17 protein-coding genes and 1 tRNA gene are annotated in these 21,164 nt (G+C 58.2%); 14 read left to right on the forward strand and 4 right to left on the reverse strand.

From position 1 onward, the window contains the following. Positions 1–18 precede the first annotated feature (18 nt). The 7 genes from apaG to ACYZT7_RS29500 all read left to right on the forward strand — a co-directional run bounded on the left by apaG (position 19) and on the right by ACYZT7_RS29500 (position 8,188). Entirely contained in the window at positions 19–399 is a 381-nt protein-coding gene (gene apaG / locus ACYZT7_RS29470; protein ID WP_123368659.1) for a Co2+/Mg2+ efflux protein ApaG, read from the forward strand. Beyond that, the gene (locus ACYZT7_RS29475; RefSeq protein WP_123368658.1) at positions 399–1,280 is read left to right on the forward strand and encodes a symmetrical bis(5'-nucleosyl)-tetraphosphatase; all 882 of its coding nucleotides are present in this window, start codon (positions 399–401) and stop codon (positions 1,278–1,280) included. Before apaG ends, ACYZT7_RS29475 begins: the two co-directional genes overlap by 1 nt. A gap of 33 nt (positions 1,281–1,313) precedes the next feature. Beyond that, positions 1,314–1,643 (forward strand): thiosulfate sulfurtransferase GlpE, encoded by a 330-nt coding sequence (glpE, locus tag ACYZT7_RS29480; RefSeq protein ID WP_462039207.1) that lies wholly within the window; start codon positions 1,314–1,316, stop codon positions 1,641–1,643. Between the two features lie 296 nt (positions 1,644–1,939). Beyond that, a complete protein-coding gene (locus ACYZT7_RS29485) occupies positions 1,940–3,862 on the forward strand; it encodes a PrkA family serine protein kinase (RefSeq protein ID WP_033056218.1) in 1,923 nt (640 codons plus the stop codon). 202 nt (positions 3,863–4,064) lie between these two features. After that, entirely contained in the window at positions 4,065–5,336 is a 1,272-nt protein-coding gene (locus ACYZT7_RS29490; RefSeq protein ID WP_462039208.1) for a YeaH/YhbH family protein, read from the forward strand. Beyond that, the gene (locus tag ACYZT7_RS29495; protein ID WP_462039209.1) at positions 5,333–6,895 is read left to right on the forward strand and encodes a SpoVR family protein; all 1,563 of its coding nucleotides are present in this window, start codon (positions 5,333–5,335) and stop codon (positions 6,893–6,895) included. The genes ACYZT7_RS29490 and ACYZT7_RS29495 overlap by 4 nt, the downstream gene beginning before the upstream one ends. Before the next feature lie 63 nt (positions 6,896–6,958). Further along, complete coding sequence (locus tag ACYZT7_RS29500) at positions 6,959–8,188, forward strand: multifunctional CCA addition/repair protein (protein WP_462039210.1); 1,230 nt, start codon at positions 6,959–6,961, stop codon at positions 8,186–8,188. Between the two features lie 84 nt (positions 8,189–8,272). Here the strand turns inward: ACYZT7_RS29500 and folK are convergent, their stop codons facing one another. Further along, positions 8,273–8,791, reverse strand: coding sequence for a 2-amino-4-hydroxy-6-hydroxymethyldihydropteridine diphosphokinase (folK, locus tag ACYZT7_RS29505; protein ID WP_462039211.1), 519 nt, complete (start codon positions 8,789–8,791; stop codon positions 8,273–8,275). Next, a complete protein-coding gene (gene folB / locus ACYZT7_RS29510) occupies positions 8,782–9,138 on the reverse strand; it encodes a dihydroneopterin aldolase (RefSeq protein WP_462039212.1) in 357 nt (118 codons plus the stop codon). The genes folK and folB overlap by 10 nt, the downstream gene beginning before the upstream one ends. 74 nt (positions 9,139–9,212) lie before the next feature. Between folB and plsY the strand changes: the two genes are divergently transcribed. Next, positions 9,213–9,782, forward strand: a complete 570-nt coding sequence (gene plsY, locus ACYZT7_RS29515; protein WP_462039213.1) for a glycerol-3-phosphate 1-O-acyltransferase PlsY — start codon at positions 9,213–9,215, stop codon at positions 9,780–9,782. A gap of 35 nt (positions 9,783–9,817) precedes the next feature. Here plsY and tsaD read toward each other — a convergent pair whose 3' ends face one another. Then, positions 9,818–10,843: a tRNA (adenosine(37)-N6)-threonylcarbamoyltransferase complex transferase subunit TsaD gene (gene tsaD, locus ACYZT7_RS29520; protein WP_462039214.1), complete on the reverse strand. Its 1,026-nt coding sequence runs from the start codon at positions 10,841–10,843 to the stop codon at positions 9,818–9,820. Between the two features lie 199 nt (positions 10,844–11,042). On the opposite strand from tsaD, the gene rpsU reads away from it, so the two are divergent. From rpsU to ACYZT7_RS29550, 6 genes are all read left to right on the forward strand, one after another. Beyond that, positions 11,043–11,258, forward strand: coding sequence for a 30S ribosomal protein S21 (rpsU, locus tag ACYZT7_RS29525; RefSeq protein ID WP_002551877.1), 216 nt, complete (start codon positions 11,043–11,045; stop codon positions 11,256–11,258). 482 nt (positions 11,259–11,740) lie between these two features. After that, a complete protein-coding gene (dnaG, locus tag ACYZT7_RS29530; protein WP_449645262.1) occupies positions 11,741–13,720 on the forward strand; it encodes a DNA primase in 1,980 nt (659 codons plus the stop codon). A 67-nt stretch (positions 13,721–13,787) separates the two neighbouring features. Further along, positions 13,788–15,638, forward strand: coding sequence for an RNA polymerase sigma factor RpoD (gene rpoD, locus ACYZT7_RS29535; RefSeq protein WP_282381437.1), 1,851 nt, complete (start codon positions 13,788–13,790; stop codon positions 15,636–15,638). A 122-nt stretch (positions 15,639–15,760) separates the two neighbouring features. Next, positions 15,761–19,507 carry an EAL domain-containing protein gene (locus ACYZT7_RS29540; protein ID WP_462039215.1) on the forward strand — a complete coding sequence of 1,249 codons (3,747 nt, stop codon included), beginning with the start codon at positions 15,761–15,763 and terminating at the stop codon, positions 19,505–19,507. Between the two features lie 15 nt (positions 19,508–19,522). Then, a tRNA-Ile gene (locus ACYZT7_RS29545) sits at positions 19,523–19,599 on the forward strand. Between the two features lie 404 nt (positions 19,600–20,003). After that, entirely contained in the window at positions 20,004–20,339 is a 336-nt protein-coding gene (locus ACYZT7_RS29550) for a DUF3077 domain-containing protein (RefSeq protein ID WP_462039216.1), read from the forward strand. Between the two features lie 124 nt (positions 20,340–20,463). Here the strand turns inward: ACYZT7_RS29550 and ACYZT7_RS29555 are convergent, their stop codons facing one another. Beyond that, positions 20,464–21,144 (reverse strand): peptidase M41, encoded by a 681-nt coding sequence (locus ACYZT7_RS29555; RefSeq protein ID WP_462041881.1) that lies wholly within the window; start codon positions 21,142–21,144, stop codon positions 20,464–20,466. Between the last annotated feature and the right edge of the window lie 20 nt (positions 21,145–21,164).

Genomic DNA, 21,164 nt, shown 5'->3' on the forward strand with positions numbered 1-21,164 from the left:
GATTTTAAGGCCTCTTGCATGTCCGATCCTCGTTATCAGGTCGACGTCAGCGTCGTCACCCGCTATCTGGCAGAACAATCGCAACCCGAGCAAAACCGTTTTGCCTTCGCCTACACCATCACCGTGCACAACAATGGCGAGCTACCGGCCAAACTGTTGTCGCGGCACTGGGTGATCACCGACGGTGACGGGCATGTCGAAGAAGTTCGCGGTGCGGGCGTTGTTGGCCAGCAGCCGTTGATCGACGCGGGCGAAAGCCACACCTACAGCAGCGGCACCGTCATGACCTCCAAGGTCGGCACGATGCAGGGCACTTATGAAATGGTTGCCGACGACGGCAAACACTTCGACGCCATCATCGCCCCATTCCGTCTGGCGGTGCCCGGAGCCCTGCACTGATGGCAACGTACGCCGTCGGCGATCTGCAAGGCTGCCTTCAAGCATTGCAATGCCTGCTCAAGCAGGTCGCCTTCGACCCGACACGGGATCGTCTGTGGCTGGTAGGCGATCTGGTCAACCGTGGCCCGCAGTCCCTGGACACCTTGCGCTTCCTCTATAGCATCCGCGAATCGCTGGTGTGCGTGCTCGGCAACCATGACCTGCACTTGCTGGCTGCCGGGAAAAACATCGAACGCTTGAAGAAGTCCGACACCCTGCTCGAGATTCTCGCAGCGCCCGATTCCGCGGAACTGCTGGAGTGGCTGCGTCAGCAAAAGCTCATGCATTACGACGAACAGCGCGATGTCGCCCTGGTACATGCTGGCATTCCGCCCCAGTGGTCACTGCGCAAGGCCTTAAAGTATGCCGCCGAAGTCGAGGCGGCATTGCGCGATGACAACCTGTTACCGCCCTACCTCGATGGCATGTACGGCAACGATCCGGCGAAATGGGACAACGACCTCAAAGGCGTGACACGCCTGCGGGTGATCACCAACTATTTCACCCGCATGCGGTTTTGTACCGCCGAGGGCAAGCTTGACCTCAAAAGCAAGGAAGGCCTCGACAATGCGCCACCGGGCTACAAACCCTGGTTTCAGCACAAAGAGCGCAAGACCAAGGGCCTGAAGATCATCTTCGGCCACTGGGCCGCTCTGGAAGGCCGATGCAATGAGCCGGGCATCTCGGCCCTCGACACCGGTTGTGTCTGGGGTGGCGCCCTGACCCTCATGAATGTCGACAGCGGTGAACGCCTGTCTTGCAAATGCGATGAGCACGGCCTTGCCCTGCCGCCAGTCGCCGCACTTATCCCCGAACCATCGTCAGCCAGCGCCCCGCGCTAGACTGCGCTTTCAGCCGAGCCACAGGAGCCCGCCATGAGCGAATTCAAACGTATCCCCCCGGAACAGGCCCACGCCCTGCGCGAACAAGGCGCAGTGGTGGTCGATGTCCGCGATCCTGCGACCTTTGCCGCGCTGCACATCGCCGGCTCGAAGCATCTGGATAACCACTCCATCTCGGATTTCATCCGCGCTGCCGACCTCGACGCACCGACAGTGGTGGTCTGCTACCACGGCAATTCCAGTCAGAGCGCCGCTGCGTACCTCATTAGTCAGGGCTTCTCCGACGTCTACAGCATGGATGGCGGTTTTGAGCTGTGGTGTACGACTTATCCTTCGGAAACGGCGCAAGGCACTTCCGAATAATTTTTTTGTAACGCGCAAGCCCCGGCCCCTGCGGGCTCGCGCGGTGGCAGACGAACGGTCTGCCACAACTAATTACGTATCTCGCCTTTACCTGCCGAATTCCCAACTATCCTTAAGCGCAGGCCATCCAAAACAGGGGAGAGCCGGTACACCGGCGCGCGGGTCATCGGGAGTAGCTTTCGGGGTAGTCAGCTCCGAAAGAGTTCTGGGGGGTAAACAGCGACTGCATATTCGGTCGCTGCCAGCATCGACTGAATGATCCGGCGTCGGCTCCACGTATCGAGCGAGGTGACGTCATGAGTATCTTTAGCCACTTCCAACAACGCTTCGAGTCCACACGCCAGGAAGAACTCTCGCTGCAAGAGTATCTTGAGCTGTGCAAAAGCGACCGCAGCGCCTACGCCTCCGCCGCCGAGCGTCTGTTGCTGGCCATCGGTGAACCGGAACTTCTCGACACGTCGGCCAACTCGAGACTGTCGCGAATCTTTTCCAACAAGGTGATCCGCCGCTATCCGGCCTTTGAAGACTTCCACGGGATGGAAGAATGCATTGACCAGATCGTGTCGTATTTTCGCCATGCTGCTCAGGGCCTGGAAGAGAAGAAACAGATTCTCTATTTGCTCGGCCCTGTGGGTGGCGGTAAATCGTCCCTGGCCGAAAAGCTGAAACAGCTTATCGAGAAGGTGCCTTTCTACGCGATCAAGGGCTCGCCGGTATTCGAGTCGCCTCTGGGTCTGTTCAACGCCACTGAAGATGGCGCGATCCTCGAGGAAGACTTCGGCATTCCACGGCGCTACCTCAACACCATCATGTCGCCATGGGCTACCAAACGCCTCGCCGAATTCGGTGGCGACATCAGCCAGTTCCGCGTGGTGAAACTCTATCCGTCGATCCTCAACCAGATCGCCGTGGCCAAAACCGAGCCTGGAGACGAAAACAACCAGGACATCTCGGCACTGGTAGGCAAGGTCGATATCCGCAAACTCGAAGAATTCCCGCAGAACGACGCCGACGCCTACAGCTACTCGGGCGCACTGTGCCGGGCCAACCAGGGCCTGATGGAGTTCGTCGAAATGTTCAAGGCACCGATCAAGGTGCTGCACCCACTGCTGACCGCCACCCAGGAAGGCAACTACAACAGTACCGAAGGTCTTGGGGCGATTCCGTTTACCGGGATCCTGCTGGCCCACTCCAACGAATCGGAATGGCACACCTTCCGCAACAACAAGAACAACGAAGCCTTCATCGACCGGATCTACATCGTCAAAGTGCCGTACTGCCTACGGGTCAGCGACGAAGTGAAGATCTACGACAAGCTCTTGTTCAACAGCTCCCTGGCCAAGGCCCACTGCGCGCCTGACACCCTGAAAATGCTCGCCCAGTTCACCGTACTCTCGCGCCTCAAGGAGCCGGAAAACTCCAACATCTACTCCAAGATGCGTGTGTATGACGGCGAAAACCTCAAGGACACCGATCCGAAGGCCAAGTCGATCCAGGAATACCGCGACAACGCCGGTGTCGACGAAGGCATGAACGGCCTGTCGACCCGCTTCGCGTTCAAGATTCTGTCGAAAGTGTTCAACTTCGATCCGCACGAAATCGCCGCCAACCCGGTGCATTTGCTCTACGTGCTGGAACAACAGATCGAGCAGGAACAATTCCAGGCCGAAACCCGCGAACGCTATCTGCGCTTCCTCAAAGAATACCTGGCACCGCGTTATATCGAATTCATCGGCAAGGAGATCCAGACTGCCTATCTCGAGTCTTATAGCGAGTATGGCCAGAACATCTTCGATCGCTACGTACTGTACGCCGACTTCTGGATCCAGGACCAGGAATACCGCGACCCGGAAACCGGCGAGATCCTAAACCGCGTAGCGCTGAACGAAGAACTGGAGAAAATCGAAAAACCGGCCGGCATCAGCAATCCGAAAGATTTCCGCAACGAAATCGTCAACTTCGTACTGCGCGCCCGGGCCAATAACAACGGCAAGAACCCGACCTGGCTCAGCTACGAAAAACTGCGGGTGGTCATCGAGAAGAAAATGTTCTCCAACACCGAGGACCTCCTGCCAGTCATCAGCTTCAATGCCAAGGCCAGCAAAGAGGACCAGCAGAAGCACAACGACTTCGTCACACGGATGGTCGAGCGGGGCTACACCGACAAACAGGTACGACTGCTGTCCGAGTGGTACCTGCGGGTCAGAAAATCACAATAACCCGCTGCCGGTCAGACCGGTTGTCGTCAGCCAGAGGCCTGTGTGCGCATTTTCTGTTACACAGACCTCTGGAAGGTGTTCGAAAGTCGGTAGCGAGGTTCAGTCAGCGTCCAAAAGCGCTTGGGGGAGCGTGAACATCCCTTGGCACGGTCGATGCTGCATAACCGCTCGCCCCTTTCAGGACAGCTTCTAAGGAGCAGTCATGAGCTATGTGATCGACCGACGTCTCAATGGCAAGAACAAGAGCACGGTGAACCGTCAGCGGTTTCTGCGGCGTTACCGTGATCACATAAAAAAGGCTGTCGAAGAGGCGGTCAGCCGGCGTTCCATTACCGATATGGAACACGGCGAACAGATCAGCATCCCCGGCCGCGACATTGACGAGCCGGTGCTTCACCACGGTCGCGGTGGCAAGCAGACCGTCGTGCATCCGGGCAACAAGGAATTCACCAGCGGCGAGCACATTGCCCGCCCGCCTGGAGGTGCCGGTGGCAGAGGCCCCGGCAAGGCCGGTAACTCGGGCGAAGGGATGGACGAATTCGTCTTCCAGATCACTCAGGAGGAATTCCTCGAATTCATGTTCGAGGACCTTGAGCTACCCAACCTGGTCAAACGCAACCTGACCGGCACCGACACCTTCAAGACCGTTCGTGCCGGGATCAGTAACGAGGGCAATCCGTCACGGATCAACATCATCCGCACCTTGCGCTCGGCCCATGCACGGCGAATCGCCCTGTCTGGCAGCAGCCGGGCAAAATTACGCGAAGCCAAAGACGAACTGCTGCGACTCAAGCGGGACGAGCCTGACAACTTCGGCGATATTCGGGAAATCGAAGCAGAAATCGAAAAACTCAGTGCGCGCATTCATCGCGTACCGTTCCTCGATACCTTCGACCTCAAGTACAACCTGCTCATCAAGCAACCCAACCCCAGCTCCAAGGCAGTCATGTTCTGCCTGATGGACGTGTCCGGTTCCATGACTCAGGCGACGAAGGATATCGCCAAGCGCTTCTTTATCCTGTTGTACCTGTTTCTCAAGCGTAACTACGACAAGATCGACGTCGTATTCATCCGCCACCACACCAGTGCCCGGGAAGTGGATGAAGAGGAGTTTTTCTACTCGCGCGAAACTGGCGGCACCATCGTTTCCAGCGCCTTGAAACTGATGCAGGAGATCATGGCCGAACGCTATCCGAGCAACGAGTGGAACATCTATGCCGCCCAGGCCTCCGACGGCGATAACTGGAACGACGACTCGCCGATCTGCCGCGACATTCTGATCAACCAGATCATGCCGTTCGTGCAGTACTACACTTACGTTGAGATCACCCCGCGCGAGCACCAGGCCCTGTGGTTCGAGTACGAACGCATCGCCGAAGCCTTCTCTGACACTTTTGCCCAGCAACAACTGGTCTCGGCCGGGGATATCTATCCGGTCTTCCGTGAACTCTTCCAGCGCAGGTTAGTGACATGACCGCCAAAGAGCAGAAGCGCCAACCCATTTCCACCGGTTCCGAATGGACGTTCGAGCTGATTCAGGCGTACGACAAAGAAATCAGTCGCCTGGCGGCTCGTTATGCCCTGGATACCTACCCCAATCAGATTGAAGTGATCACTGCCGAGCAGATGATGGACGCTTATGCCTCCGTCGGCATGCCGCTGGGCTATCACCATTGGTCCTACGGCAAACACTTCCTCAGCACCGAGAAGTCCTACAGCCGTGGGCAGATGGGGCTGGCCTACGAGATCGTGATCAACTCTGACCCGTGCATCGCCTATTTGATGGAAGAAAACACCATCTGCATGCAGGCGTTGGTCGTCGCCCATGCCTGCTACGGGCATAACAGCTTCTTCAAGGGCAATTACCTGTTCCGCACCTGGACTGACGCCAGTTCGATCATCGATTACCTGGTCTTTGCCAAGCAATACATCATGCAGTGCGAAGAACGCCACGGTATCGACGCGGTCGAGGACCTGCTGGATTCCTGCCACGCCCTGATGAACTACGGAGTCGATCGCTACAAACGCCCGTATCCGATTTCCGCCGAAGAAGAACGTCGTCGGCAAAAGGATCGGGAAGAGCATTTGCAGAAACAGATCAACGATCTGTGGCGGACCATTCCAAAAGGTGCGGACAAATACAGCGACAAGGATAACGCGCGCTTCCCCGCCGAACCTCAGGAAAATATCCTTTACTTCATCGAAAAACACGCACCGCTGCTGGAGCCATGGCAGCGGGAAATTGTGCGGATCGTGCGCAAGATCGCCCAGTATTTTTATCCACAGCGTCAGACGCAGGTGATGAACGAAGGGTGGGCCACGTTCTGGCACTACACCCTGATGAACGACTTGTACGACGAAGGCCTGGTAACTGACGGCTTCATGATTGAGTTTCTGACGTCGCACACCAGCGTGGTCTATCAACCCGGCTTCGACAGCCCCTACTACAACGGCATCAACCCCTACACCCTGGGTTTTGCCATGTACCGGGACATCCGGCGCATGTGTGAAAAGCCTACCGAAGAGGACTACCGCTGGTTCCCTGAAATTGCCGGCACCGACTGGCTGTCGAGCATCAAGTTCGCCATGAGCAGCTTCAAGGATGAAAGCTTCATCCTGCAGTACTTGTCACCCCAGGTGATCCGCGATCTGAAATTGTTCAGCATTCTCGATGATGACCAGAAGGACGATTTGCTGGTCCCCGCCATTCACGATGAACCCGGCTACCGGATCATCCGTGAAACCCTGGCGGCGCAGTACAACCTGGGTAATCGTGAACCCAACGTGCAGATCTACAGCATCGACCGGCGCGGCGACCGCTCTCTGACCCTGCGTCACCAGCAACATGACCGCAAACCGCTGGGCGAGTCCACCGAGGAAGTGCTCAAGCACCTGCATCGCCTCTGGGGCTTCGATATTCACCTGGAAACCCTGCAAGGGGATCAGATAATGAAAACCCAGCATGTTCCGCCCAGAAGTGAACACAGCGAGGGGGATTACGGCCGGCTGGACCTGGCTGTCATCCATCTTTGATCCTGTTTCGGCCTCCGGGAGTTCGACGCAAAGGTTATTCTGTCGAGCTAACGGAGGGTTTTTATGCAGATTTATAAAGTCGGCGGTGCGGTACGCGATCGCCTGCTGGGCAAGCCTGTCACCGACATCGACTGGGTCGTGGTGGGCGCCACCACTGAAGAAATGCTCGCCAAGGGCTTTCGCCCGGTGGGTGCGGACTTCCCGGTTTTTCTTCATCCCAAAAGCGGTGAGGAATACGCCCTCGCCCGGACCGAACGTAAAAGCGGACGCGGCTACGGCGGCTTTACCTTTCACGCCAGCCCCGAAGTCACCCTCGAAGAAGACCTGATCCGTCGTGACCTGACAATCAATGCCATGGCAGAAGACGATCAGCAGAACCTGACCGATCCTTACCATGGTCAACGGGATCTCAAGGATCGCCTCCTGCGCCACGTTTCCCCCGCATTCGCCGAAGATCCTCTCAGAGTTCTGCGCGTTGCCCGCTTCGCCGCTCGTTATGCGGGGCTGGGTTTCACCGTCGCACCTGAGACACTGGAACTGATGCGTCAACTCAGCGAGTCAGGTGAACTGCAAGCCTTGACCGCGGAACGAAGCTGGAAAGAAATCTCTCGCGCCCTGATGGAAGACCAACCCCGGGTGTTCGTCGAGGTGCTTCGCGAGTGCGGTGCGCTCAAGGTGCTGATGCCGGAACTCGACGCGCTGTTCGGCGTACCGCAACCGGAAGCCCATCACCCGGAAATCGACACGGGCGTGCACACCCTGAGCGTGCTGGAGCAAGCGGCGCTGCACAAACAACCACTCACCGTGCGCTGGGCCTGCCTGCTGCATGACCTGGGCAAGGGACTGACACCCGAGGAGGAATGGCCCCGGCACATAGCCCACGAGAACAAGGGCCTGAAACTGATCAAGGCGGTCAACGAACGCTTCAAGGCGCCGAGGGACTGTCAGGAGCTGGCTTTGCTGGTCGGCGAATATCACACCCACGGCCATCGCGCCCTGGAGCTGACGCCGTCGACCTTGCTGGAGTTGCTGCAACGTTTTGACGTTTATCGTCGACCGCAGCGGTTCGAGGATTTCATCGCGGCGTGCGAGATGGACGCGCGTGGACGCAAAGGGCTGGAACAGCGAAGTTATCCACAAGCGGATTATTTGCGTGGGGCGGCGAATGCCGCTCGGACCGTGGCGGTTCAGCCGTTGCTGGAGAAAGGATTCAAAGGGCCGGAGCTGGGTGAGGCGATCAAGCGTGAACGGCTCAAGGCATTGAAGGCTTACAAAGAGGCGGCGTCTGTTTGATAGCATCGCGGGCTGCCTCGCTCCTACGCAGGTTGGCGTATAACCTTGTAGGAGCGAGGCTTGCCCGCGAAGGCGTCAGCAGAGTCACAGCAGATCTGAAGGGGTCAACTGCTCACCGCGCCACTCAAACGCCACCGGCGCCAACACCTGATCAATCTGCGCCTCGCGCCACAACGTCGCAAAGCTCTTGCCTACACCCGGATGCACGCGATCCGGTGCAATCAGCGACAACGGCCACAGCACGAAGGCATTTTTCAGAATTTCTGCCCGCGGCAAAATCAAGCCATCAAAGTTGCCCACCAGATCGCCGAACAGCAGCACGTCGATATCCAGCGGCAAACCCTTGCGGTCCGGTGCATAACGGCCGTTGTCCGCCTCGATGAATTTCAACCGGCGATCCAGTTCCATCAGCGGTAAATCGGTAAACGCCGACACCACAAAATTGAAGAACGGCCCGCTCTTGATCCCCACCGGCTGGCTTTCGAACACCGCCGAGCAGCGTATATCCACCATGAAACCTGCCAAGGCTTCCAGGCCAGCCTGCAAATGGGATTCACGCTCGATATTGCTACCGAGCCCGAGATACACCTGAGTCAGCGACATCCGCGCTCGATCTCCACGCCCACACCACCCGTGGCAGCCGGGATGGCACCTGGCTTGGTTAGCTTGAGGCGCATCCAGGTGATGTTGAATTCGCTCATCAGCACTTCAGCCAGACGCTCGGCGAAGGTCTCGACCAGCTGGAACTGCGCCTGCTCGGCAAAAGCCTGAATGCGCGACGAAACGCTCGCGTAATCGAGCGCCAGCGTCAGGTCATCACCGACGGCGGCTGGGCGATTGTCCCAAGCGAAACTCAGATCAAGACGCAAGCACTGCCGGATGCCTCGCTCCCAGTCATAGGCACCAATCACGGTGTCGACTTCCAGGCCCTCGATAAACACTCTGTCCAAGCACTTTTCTCCGCTGCACGACAAGGGCGCAATGCGCCGTTAGAATCAGGGCGTCCTCGCCCGGAATAGTTAGCATGTTTTGGTTATTGGCGACTTTCGCCTACCTGCTCGGCTCTCTGTCCTTCGCCATTTTGCTCAGCCGCCTGACCGGTAACCCCGATCCGCGAATGAGTGGCTCGGGCAATGCCGGCGCCACCAACATGTTGCGCCTGGCCGGCAAGAAACTCGCCGTCCTGACTTTGCTCGGCGACCTCTGCAAAGGCCTGCTGCCGGTGCTGATCGCAGGGTTTGCGGCCCTTACGCTGCAAGAACAGGCCTGGATCGGCGTCAGCGCCGTCATCGGCCACCTATTCCCGCTGTACTTTCGCTTTCACGGTGGCAAGGGTGTCGCAACCGCTGCCGGAATGCTGCTGGGCCTCTACCCGCCTGCTGCACTGCTGGCGGTCTGCGCCTGGCTGCTGACGTTCTACCTGACCCGCACCAGCTCACTGGCCGCATTGATCGCCACACCGCTGACCCTGCCGCTGCTTGCCTGGCAAGAACCGGCGGCAGTGCTGCCCATGAGCGCACTCACGGGACTGATCGTCTGGCGCCATCGCGGCAATCTACGCGACCTGTTTGCCGGGCGCGAACGGCATTTTTAAATACCGGGCATGAGCGCCGCTCATCCCGCACGTCCTCACAGCGCCGACAATTGCTCCATTGGCCAACGCGCCTGCACGCTGATCGCCAGGCTTTCGTGCTGACCCGCCTGCAAGCGCTGGCAGCCGGCAAACGCGATCATCGCGCCGTTGTCGGTGCAGAACTCTGGACGGGCATAAAACACATCGCCCTTCATGTCGCCGAGCATTTTTTCCAGTGAAGTGCGCAGTGCCTTGTTGGCACTGACGCCGCCAGCGATCACCAGACGCTTCATGCCCGCCTGTTTCAGGGCACGCTTGCACTTGATGGTCAAAGTCTCCACCACGGCCTGCTGGAACGCCAGCGAGATGTCGCAACGGGCTTGCTCGCTGTCGTCCCCGGCGCTGACGCTCTGCTGCCACGTGTTCAGGGCGAAGGTTTTCAAGCCGCTGAAGCTGAAGGCCAGGCCCGGACGGTCACACATCGGACGCGGGAAAGTGAAACGCCCTGCAACCCCTTGTTCCGCCAGGCGCGCGATTTCCGGCCCACCCGGATAATTGAGGCCCATCATCTTCGCGGTCTTGTCAAAAGCTTCACCGGCGGCATCGTCGAGGGTCTCGCCCAAGAGCGTGTATTGACCGATCCCGTCGACCTGAACCAGCTGCGTATGACCGCCCGACACCAACAAAGCGACGAACGGGAATTGCGGTGGTTGCGACTCCAGCATGGGCGCCAGCAGGTGACCTTCCATGTGATGCACACCCAGCGCCGGAATGCCCCAGGCGAAGGCCAGTGCCTGAGCGCAGGAGGCGCCCACCAGCAAGGCACCGACCAGGCCAGGACCCGCGGTATAAGCGATGGCGTCGATCTCGGTCGGCACACAGTCAGCTTCAGCCAACACCTGACGAATCAAGGGCAGCATGCGTTTGACGTGGTCACGCGAGGCCAGCTCCGGCACTACCCCGCCATAGGCGCGGTGCAGGTCGATCTGGCTGAACAGCGCGTCGGCCAGCAGGCCGCGTTCACTGTCATATAATGCGACACCGGTTTCGTCGCAGGAGGTTTCTAATCCCAGTACTAGCATGGGTTTGCGCCTTGTTTAGGCTGAATTCGAAGGCGCGCATAATAGTCGCCATGGGATGCCCCGACTAGCGGTTTTCGATCAGAGGCTTTGCATTCCGAGCGATGAGGGGTTAACATCCGCAACCCTTAAAAACCGACGTCTTCAAGTGCTCTTTTGCCACGAGGATGTTGACCCCGGTAATGAATGAAGGTAGCTCTGGATGCCAGCCGTCAAAGTAAAAGAGAACGAACCCTTCGACGTAGCTCTGCGTCGTTTCAAGCGCTCCTGCGAAAAAGCCGGTGTACTGGCTGAAGTTCGTAGCCGCGAATTCTACGAGAAGCCTACTTCTGAGCGTAAGCGCAAAGCAGCAGCCGCTGTTAAGCGTCACGCCAAGAAAGTTCAGCGCGAACAGCGCCGCGCCGTTCGTCTGTACTAATACACAGACGTTCGTAGCAAGCTTCTGCCAAGCCCGGCCCTCAGCCGGGCTAATGGCATTTGCGGACAACGCTTGATGCTTCACCGTCAAAGCCGCACACGCGACCGCGACACATCTGCTTCACAGCGTCAGACCTGGCTCTTTTGCCAGCGGTGCACGTCTTTTCTGACGAGCCTTCCAAGGCTACTGACGAGCACACCCACTGACTCCTCTCACGACGATCAGCCCAAGGCACCTTCTTGCGTGCCAGCTTATGAGCTATCCGAGGCCATTGACAGGCCGCAGCCGGATTCAGCGCAACACTTTCAAATAGTCGAATACTGATTGGTACTAACGTCAGTGGATTTTCGGCAGATACACTTCCCGACAGCGATTATGCAGACGACACCGGTCGAGCCGCACATTTTGCGCGCCTCAAACAACGACCCGCGTTCGGCCGCTCATTGTTTTGGGTCCATTTCAGCGCAGATGACGAGAACGCCATGGCCGGGCTAATTCCCCAGAGCTTCATTGACGACCTTCTGAACCGCACCGACATCGTCGATGTGGTCAGCTCGCGCCTGCAGATGAAAAAGGCTGGCAAGAATTACACCGCCTGCTGCCCGTTTCACAAAGAGAAAACCCCCTCCTTCAGCGTCAGTCCCGACAAGCAGTTCTATTATTGCTTTGGCTGCGGCGCTGGCGGCAACGCCCTCGGTTTCATGATGGACCACGACAACCTGGATTTCGTCCAGGCTGTCGAAGAACTGGCCAAAGCCGCCGGCATGGAAATCCCCCGCGAAGAAAGCGGACGGCCGCACAAACCGCGGCAGCCGACCGATTCGCCGCTCTACCCGCTGCTCACCGCCGCCGCCGACTTTTACCGCCAGGCCCTGAAAAGCCATCCGTCGCGCAAAGCGGCTGTGGATTACTTGAAAGGTCGCGGGCTGACCGGTGAAATCGCTCGAGACTTCGGCCTCGGCTTTGCCCCGCCCGGCTGGGACAACCTGTTCAAGCACTTGAGCAGCGATACCCTGCAACAGAAAGCCATGATCGATGCTGGCCTGCTGATCGAGAACGCCGAAACCGGCAAACGCTATGACCGCTTCCGCGATCGCGTGATGTTCCCGATACGTGACAGCCGCGGACGCATCATCGCTTTCGGCGGCCGGGTTTTGGGCGACGACAAGCCGAAATACCTGAACTCACCGGAAACCCCGGTATTCCATAAGGGCCAGGAACTCTACGGCCTTTATGAAGCACGCAAGAACAACCGCAACCTCGACGAAATTATCGTCGTCGAAGGCTACATGGATGTTATCGCCCTCGCACAGCAAGGCCTGCGCAATGCTGTCGCGACCTTGGGCACCGCCACCAGCGAAGAGCACTTGAAGCGGTTGTTTCGCGTCGTGCCCAACGTGCTGTTCTGCTTCGACGGAGATCAGGCAGGTCGAAATGCCGCCTGGCGGGCATTGGAGGCGGCGCTGCCAAGCCTGCAGGATGGGCGGCGCGCACGCTTTCTGTTCCTGCCCGAAGGCGAAGACCCGGACACGCTGGTCCGCTCCGAAGGCACCGATGCCTTCCGCGCACGGATCAACCAGCACGCCCAACCATTAGCGGATTATTTTTTTCAACAGCTGACCGAGGAATCGGACCCACGCTCGCTCGAAGGCAAGGCCCACATGGCCACCCTCGCCGCGCCGCTGATCGACAAAGTCCCGGGCGCAAACCTGCGGATTCTGATGCGTCAGCGACTGACCGAAATTACCGGCCTAAGCGGTGAAGCCGTGAGCCAGCTGGTGCACAGCGCGCCTCAGGAGGCACCACCGGCTTACGATCCGGGCATCGATTACGACGCCATGCCGGATTACAGCGACTACCATCAGCCGCAGGCACAAGAGATGTACGTGCCGCAGCAAGAATGGACGCCGAAGAAACCCGGTGCGGGCGGCAAGAAGTGGGACAAGAAACCGTGGGACAAGAACGGTAAACGCGGCGGTGATCGCGACCAACACAGCGCCCCACGCACACCGATTGCAGTCGAAGCACCGACGCTGATAGCGCTGCGCACCCTCATTCATCATCCGGAGCTGGCGGGCAAGGTAGAAACCGCCGATCACTTCGCGAATGAGAGCAACACGTATGCGCAACTGCTGGTAGCCCTCATCGGGGCCGTGCAGAAAAATCCTAAGCTAAACTCTATCCAGTTAATGGCGCGCTGGCATGGCACTGAACAGGGGCGCCTGCTTAAGGCTTTAGCGGAAAAGGAGTGGCTGATTGACGGCGACAACCTTGAACAACAGTTTTTAGACACCATTACTAGGTTATCGGCAAGTCAACACACGGATAGCCTGGAAGTACTTATCAGAAAAGCAAGGCAGCCAGGATTGACCGCGGAGGAAGCAATTCAGATCGCAAATCAGATGCGCGACCTATTAAAACGCAATTTGGCTGTATCAGACCCGACCTCAACTGGCGCGTGAGGTCATAGCTCAGGTATAATCCTCGGCTTGTTTTTTGCCCGCCAAGACCTTCAGTGGATAGGGTGTTATGTCCGGAAAAGCGCAACAGCAGTCTCGTATCAAAGAGTTGATCACACTTGGTCGTGAGCAGGGCTACCTGACTTACGCGGAGGTCAACGACCACCTGCCGGAGGATATTTCAGATCCGGAACAGGTGGAAGACATCATCCGCATGATCAATGACATGGGGATCAACGTATTCGAGGTTGCGCCAGATAAGGATTCCCTTATGCTGGCCGACGCCGATACCGACGAAGCCGCGGCCGAAGAGGCAGCAGCAGCGTTGGCAGCGGTCGAGACCGACATTGGTCGCACCACCGACCCAGTGCGCATGTACATGCGCGAAATGGGTACGGTAGAGCTCCTCACACGTGAAGGCGAAATCGAAATCGCCAAACGTATTGAAGAGGGCATCCGCGAAGTGATGGGCGCAATCGCGCACTTCCCTGGCACGGTTGACCATATTCTCTCCGAGTACACTCGCGTCACCACCGAAGGTGGCCGCCTGTCCGACGTCCTGAGCGGTTATATCGACCCGGACGACGGTATTGCGCCGCCTGCAGCGGAAGTGCCACCGCCTGTCGATCCGAAAGCCGTGAAAGCGGACGACGACACCGAAGACGATGACGCCGAAGCGACGACTGATGACGAAGAAGAAGCCGAAAGCGGTCCGGATCCGGTCATCGCTGCACAGCGCTTTGGTGCTGTCTCCGATCAGATGGAAGTCACCCGCAAGGCGCTGAAAAAGCACGGTCGTGGCAACAAGCTGGCAATTGCCGAGCTGGTGCTCCTGGCTGAGCTGTTCATGCCGATCAAACTGGTTCCGAAGCAATTCGAAGGCCTGGTCGAGCGTGTTCGCAGTGCCCTGGATCGTCTGCGTCAGCAAGAGCGCGCGATCATGCAACTGTGCGTTCGTGATGCTCGTATGCCGCGTGCCGACTTCCTGCGCCAGTTCCCGGGCAATGAAGTCGACGAAAGCTGGACCGACGCACTGGCCAAAGGCAAAAGCAAATACGCTGAAGCCATTGGTCGCCTGCAACCGGACATCATTCGTTGCCAACAGAAGCTGACCGCACTGCAAACCGAAACCGGTTTGACGATCGCCGAGATCAAGGACATCAACCGTCGCATGTCGATCGGTGAGGCCAAGGCCCGCCGCGCGAAGAAAGAGATGGTAGAAGCGAACTTGCGTCTGGTGATCTCCATCGCCAAGAAGTACACCAACCGTGGTCTGCAATTCCTCGATCTGATCCAGGAAGGCAACATCGGCTTGATGAAAGCGGTAGACAAGTTCGAATACCGCCGCGGCTACAAATTCTCGACTTATGCCACCTGGTGGATCCGTCAGGCGATCACTCGCTCGATCGCCGACCAGGCCCGCACCATCCGTATTCCGGTGCACATGATCGAGACGATCAACAAGCTCAACCGCATTTCCCGCCAGATGCTGCAGGAAATGGGTCGCGAACCGACCCCGGAAGAGCTGGGCGAACGCATGGAAATGCCTGAGGACAAAATCCGCAAGGTATTGAAGATCGCTAAAGAGCCGATCTCCATGGAAACCCCGATCGGTGATGACGAAGACTCCCATCTGGGTGACTTCATCGAAGACTCGACCATGCAGTCGCCAATCGATGTCGCTACCGTTGAGAGCCTTAAAGAAGCGACTCGCGAAGTTCTGTCCGGCCTCACTGCCCGTGAAGCCAAGGTTCTGCGCATGCGCTTCGGTATCGACATGAATACCGACCATACCCTCGAGGAGGTTGGTAAGCAGTTCGACGTGACCCGTGAACGGATTCGTCAGATCGAAGCCAAGGCACTGCGCAAGCTGCGCCACCCGACGAGAAGCGAGCATTTGCGCTCCTTCCTCGACGAGTAACAACTAAACCCCCGGCCCAGGCCGGGGGTTTTGCTTTATGCAGATAAAATCCCCCGTACTTCGCTCCCGCAGAATTGCCCGTCTACACTCGAAACATTCCCCCGAGCCATAACGAGACCGTTATGCCCAGACTGCCGACCGTGCTTTTTTTGCTGTCGCTATTGGCCTGGACCGCAACGGCTGGCGCGCTGACTCTTACCGACGAAGAACGTAGCTGGCTGGCGGCACACCCGGATTTACGCCTGGGTGTCGATGCGTCATGGCCTCCCTTCGAGTTTCGCGACGATCAGGGCCGCTATCAGGGCCTTGGGGCAGACTATATCGACCTGATTCGCCAACGCCTGGCCATCAAGCTGACGCCCATCGAGCCCGTTAGCTGGACAGTCGTCCTGGAGCAGGCCAAACAAGCCAAGCTGGACTTGTTGCCTGGCATCATGTCGACCCCGGAGCGCCAGACTTACCTGTCATTCACCCGCCCCTACCTGGACTTTCCGATTGTCATCCTTGCCCATGTCGGAGGCCCCCAACCACGCAAGCTCGAAGACCTGTATGGCCTGAAAGTCGCCGTGGTGGAAAACTACGCCCCCCACGAGCTGTTGCGCACCCACAATCCCGACCTGAATCTGGTGGCGATGCCCAATGTCAGCTCAGCGCTGCAAGCGCTGGCAACCGATGAAGTGGACGCAGTGGTAGGCGATCTCGCCTCCAGCGTCTGGAGCCTGCGTCAGCTCAAGCTCGACGGGCTCTACGTCAGCGGCGAAACCCCCTATCGCTATCAACTGGCTATGGGCGTGCCTCGGGACAACAAAATGCTGGTCGGCATTCTGGATAAAGTCCTGGCCGACATGACCCCGGACGAAATCAATGCCATTCAGGAGCTTTGGGTCGGCAACGTTCTCGATCATCGAGCCTTCTGGACCGATCTGCTGATTTACGGTCTACCGGGGTTGCTGGTGCTGATCATCGTGCTGGCGGTAGTTATCCAGATCAACCGCCGACTGAGTTCAGAAATTGCCCGTCGGGTCGATCTGGAACAAGAACTGCGCAGCAGCGAATACCACTACCGCGGGCTGGTGGAGAGCCTTTCGGCCATCGCCTGGGAAGCGCGGATCAGCGATTTCACTTACAGCTATGTGTCTCCCCATGCCGAGGATCTACTCGGCTACCCCCTGTCTCATTGGCTGATTCCGGGCTTCTGGCGCAACATTATTCACCCGGCCGACCTGACCCGCGCCCAGACCTTCTGCGATCACGAAGTACTGGCCGGGCGCGATCACAGTCTCGATTACCGAGTGATCACCGCCGACGGCCGCTGCATTTGGGTACGCGATATCGTCAGCCTGATTGAGCACGGTCATGAACCGGTGATGCGCGGATTGATGATCGACATCAGCGAAGCCAAGCGCACTGAAGAGGCATTGCGTCTGTCGGAACAGAAGTTCGCCTCGGTGTTCCAGCAATGCCCGGACATTCTGGTCATCGCGCGACTCTCCGACGGCTGTCTGCTGGAGGTCAACGAAGCGTTCGAAGAACAGATCGGCCTCATGGCCGAAGACGTCATCGGCCAGACCGCCACCGACCTGAACATCTGGGGCATACCCGGCGTCGGGCCGGGTTTGTTGCAGCGGTTGCAGGCCGGCAGCATCCGTAACCTGGAGATGCCCTTTCGCCGCAACAATGGCCAAGTGTTTACCGGCCTGATCTCCGCGGAACCGTTCGACCTCGATACAACCCCTGCGCTGGTGGTGGTCGTGCGAGACATCAGCCAGCTCAAGGAAACCCAGCAACAGCTGCAGACCTCCGAAGAGAAATTCGCCAAGGCCTTCCATGCCTCCCCCGACGGCTTGCTATTGTCCCGGCAGAGCGACGGTTTACTGCTTGAGGTCAATGAGGGTTTCAGTCGCATTACCGGTTTCAACAGCGCGATGTCCGTGGATCGCTCCGTCCTCGAACTGGGGATCTGGGTCAATCTCAACGAACGCAAACAGATGCTCGATCTGCTGCACCGGGACGGTTTCGTCCGCGACTTCAGTTGCCATATACGCCGCAGCGACGGGCAGATCCGCCTCTGCGAGGTGTCCAGCCGTCCGCTGCCGATCGGCGATGAAGACTGCATGTTGACCATCGCCCGGGACATCACCGAGCGACACCTGATGCAGGAGAAACTGCAACAGGCCGCCACGGTATTCGAGAGCACCGCCGAGGGTGTATTGATCACCGACACTCAACAGCACATCAGCGCGGTCAATCGTGCGTTTACCGAAATCACCGGCTACAGCGAGAGCGAAGCATTGGGCCACACCCCTCGCCTGCTCGCCTCGGGCCTGCACGACAGCGCGTTCTATGCCGCCATGTGGCACCAGCTGACAGCCGAAGGTCATTGGCAGGGCGAAATTTCTAACCGGCGCAAGAATGGCGAGCTTTACCCGAGCTGGCTGACCATCAGTGCGGTGCGCAACCGGGACAAATTCGTCACCCACTTTGTCGCAGTGTTCGCGGACATTTCCAGCCTCAAACACGCCCAGGCCAAGCTCGATTATCAGGCACACCACGACCCGCTGACCGGCCTGCCAAATCGCACGCTGTTCGAGAGCCGATTGCTGACTGCGCTCAACAACCAACAGGAAAACGGCGGCCAGGGCGCGGTGCTGTTCCTGGACCTGGACCGTTTCAAACACATCAACGACAGCCTGGGTCACCCGGTCGGCGACCTGCTGCTCAAGGGCATTGCCGTGCGCCTCAAGGAGCAGTTGCGCGACATCGACACCGTGGCGCGGCTGGGCGGCGACGAATTCATCATCCTGCTGCCCGGTCTGCAGCAAGCCAGTGACGCCGACAACATCGCGACCAAGTTGCTCAATTGCTTCGGCGCACCGTTCCAGGCCGGCGAACATGAGTTTTTTATCAGCGCCAGTATCGGCACCAGCCTGTATCCCAAGGATGGCTGCGACGTCGCCACGCTGGTCAAGAACGCCGATGCGGCGATGTATCGCTCCAAGGCGAAGGGTCGCAACCGGGTCGAAAGCTACACCCGCGACCTCACCGCTCAAGCGAGCGAGCGAGTGGCACTGGAACATGAACTGCGACGCGCTATCGAGCGCAATGAGCTGCACCTCCACTATCAACCGAAGATCAGCCTGATCGACCATCGCCTGGTCGGAGCAGAAGCGCTTATTCGCTGGCGCCACCCGACCTTCGGTGATGTGCCACCGGAGCACTTCATTCCGCTGGCCGAAGAAAACGGCATGATCCTTCAAATCGGCGATTGGGTTCTCGAAACCGCCTGCCGGCAGATGTTCGAGTGGAATCAGGCTTACCAACCCGTCGGCCCGCTGTCGGTCAACCTCGCGGGGGCTCAGTTGCGTCAGCCGAATCTGCTCGGCCGAATCGAACAATTGCTCAAGGACAACCGCCTCAAGCCCGGTTTCCTGCAACTGGAAATTACCGAAAACTTCATCATGAGCCAGGCTGAAGAGGCGCTGGCAGTGCTGCACCAACTCAAACACCTGGGTGTGCAACTGGCGATCGACGACTTTGGCACCGGGTACTCGTCCTTGAGTTACCTCAAACGTCTGCCGTTGGACATTCTCAAGATCGACCAGTCTTTCGTCCGTGGCCTGCCGGATGATCCCCACGATGCAGCCATCGTTCGCGCCATCATCGCCCTGGGCCGCAGCATGCAATTCACCATCATTGCCGAGGGCGTCGAAACCCTCGCGCAGCAGCAATTCCTCGCTGCCGAAGGCTGTGAACAGATCCAGGGCTACATCGTCAGCCTGCCGTTGCCACCGGACGAATTTGCCGCGACGTTTCTTCGTATAGCCATTTCAGACTTTTCGGATAGCACAGCGGAGAAACCGTCGCTATAATCCGCGGCCTACTGAGGGCCTATAGCTCAGTTGGTTAGAGCAGGGGACTCATAATCCCTTGGTCGTAGGTTCGAGTCCTACTGGGCCCACCAAACAAGAAAGCCGCGCAATGCGCGGCTTTTTCGTACCTGATGTTTAATTTAGTTTGCTTCGCGTGTCGCTAAGTCGGATGACGCCCGCAGACCTTGTGGGCAAACTCTGAAACTTGCATTTGGGCGCTTTGCTGCCATGTTGCGCTTTTCTTCGACGGGATACTCTCCGGACGTCGCTGACCATTCAGCGATCGGGCTTGGAAACCCGTCGGATCAAAACGTAACAGCGCCCCGATTACGATTGCAGCAGCTTCTTCGCTTGCGATCTTGAGTTATGGCGGCTGTGCGTGGGACGCTTTCTGGCGTGCCGGTTTCCTTGGTCCCCGGTTTTCCAACCTGCGTACAGCTGCCACCCATTCGCTTGGAAACGAACGTGGCGGCTCCTTGGATTAAGGAGTTACATCATGACCAAAACAACCTCGTCCGATCCTTCAGAACTGAAAACCATCGGCTTCACCCCTTTGATTTATCGCTCGAATCAAGCGCTGTTCAACGTCCGCGGCGGCGTGCCTATCAGCGACGCGCTGGCACAGGCTTCTGATTTTCTGTTCCTGGCCAAAGCGCTTGCCGTGGATGCTGCCTACGCAAAAGACACCGACCGCCATGCTTGGGCCGCGCACTATCTGACGGCGATGAGCAAAGCGGTGATTGATGATGTGGTGAAGGTGCTGACACGAAGTCCCGTTCAAACGAGACAGAAAGCCGACCAGCCGTACAACACATCATCACACCAGAGTTAAAGATTCCCAAAAAGGGACTTATCGTTCCATTTTTGGGACCTATCGAGCCTGTCAGGCAACCGTTGCACTACTGCCACTCGTGCAAGACGCTATGGTTGCGAGCAAGTAACCCTTTGGTTCGCCGTTACTTTCTGTGCTGGCCGGTATCACTGCCACAGTCAGCCCGGACACTTAACGAAGGAATAGCCTGCACGGGCCGCATCCGTTCAAGCATTTCACCCGTCAGAACGACCTCATACGTATCCGCCGCCCTACCCCATTGCTCCACGATGACCATGCCGTCTACCAGCGCTCCTGCCAACCCGGTAATCGTAACGGCCAATGCCTCTACGATCGTTTGAGTCCGGAGCCACACGCGATCAGTTATCTCTTTCAGCTCAGCCGTTATGCGGTCAGACGACGCGGGATCCGTATCGGGGTAGGCAATATTGCGCAGCAAGTGCCGCAACTCCCTTATTTTCGCGTAGTCCTGTTCCGCCCCCTGCTCTCCTTTCAGGATGGCTGCCGTTTTCGACTTATCGACCAATTTCTTGGGCGAATGTTTTGAAGGCAATGCCTGCCCCATAGCGCCAGCCAAGAGGACCATCATCCTGGCTTCCAAATGCTCCTTCATCGCATCTATCGACGAAATGGACCGCGCCAAGGTGATGGAAGCGCCTCCTTGATGCCTTAAGTCCATGGTCACTGTCAGGGTCACGCCGCCCGTTGCAAACCCCAAGGCGCGGGCCATGACGTAGTGTCCCATTTCGTGATGTGCAATCTGCAATGCATGTTCCCGTACAGCGGAAGGCATCTTCTTTGTCATTTCCATCGCCTCGCATCCCT

Source organism: Pseudomonas sp. RT4P38 (assembly GCF_054897765.1).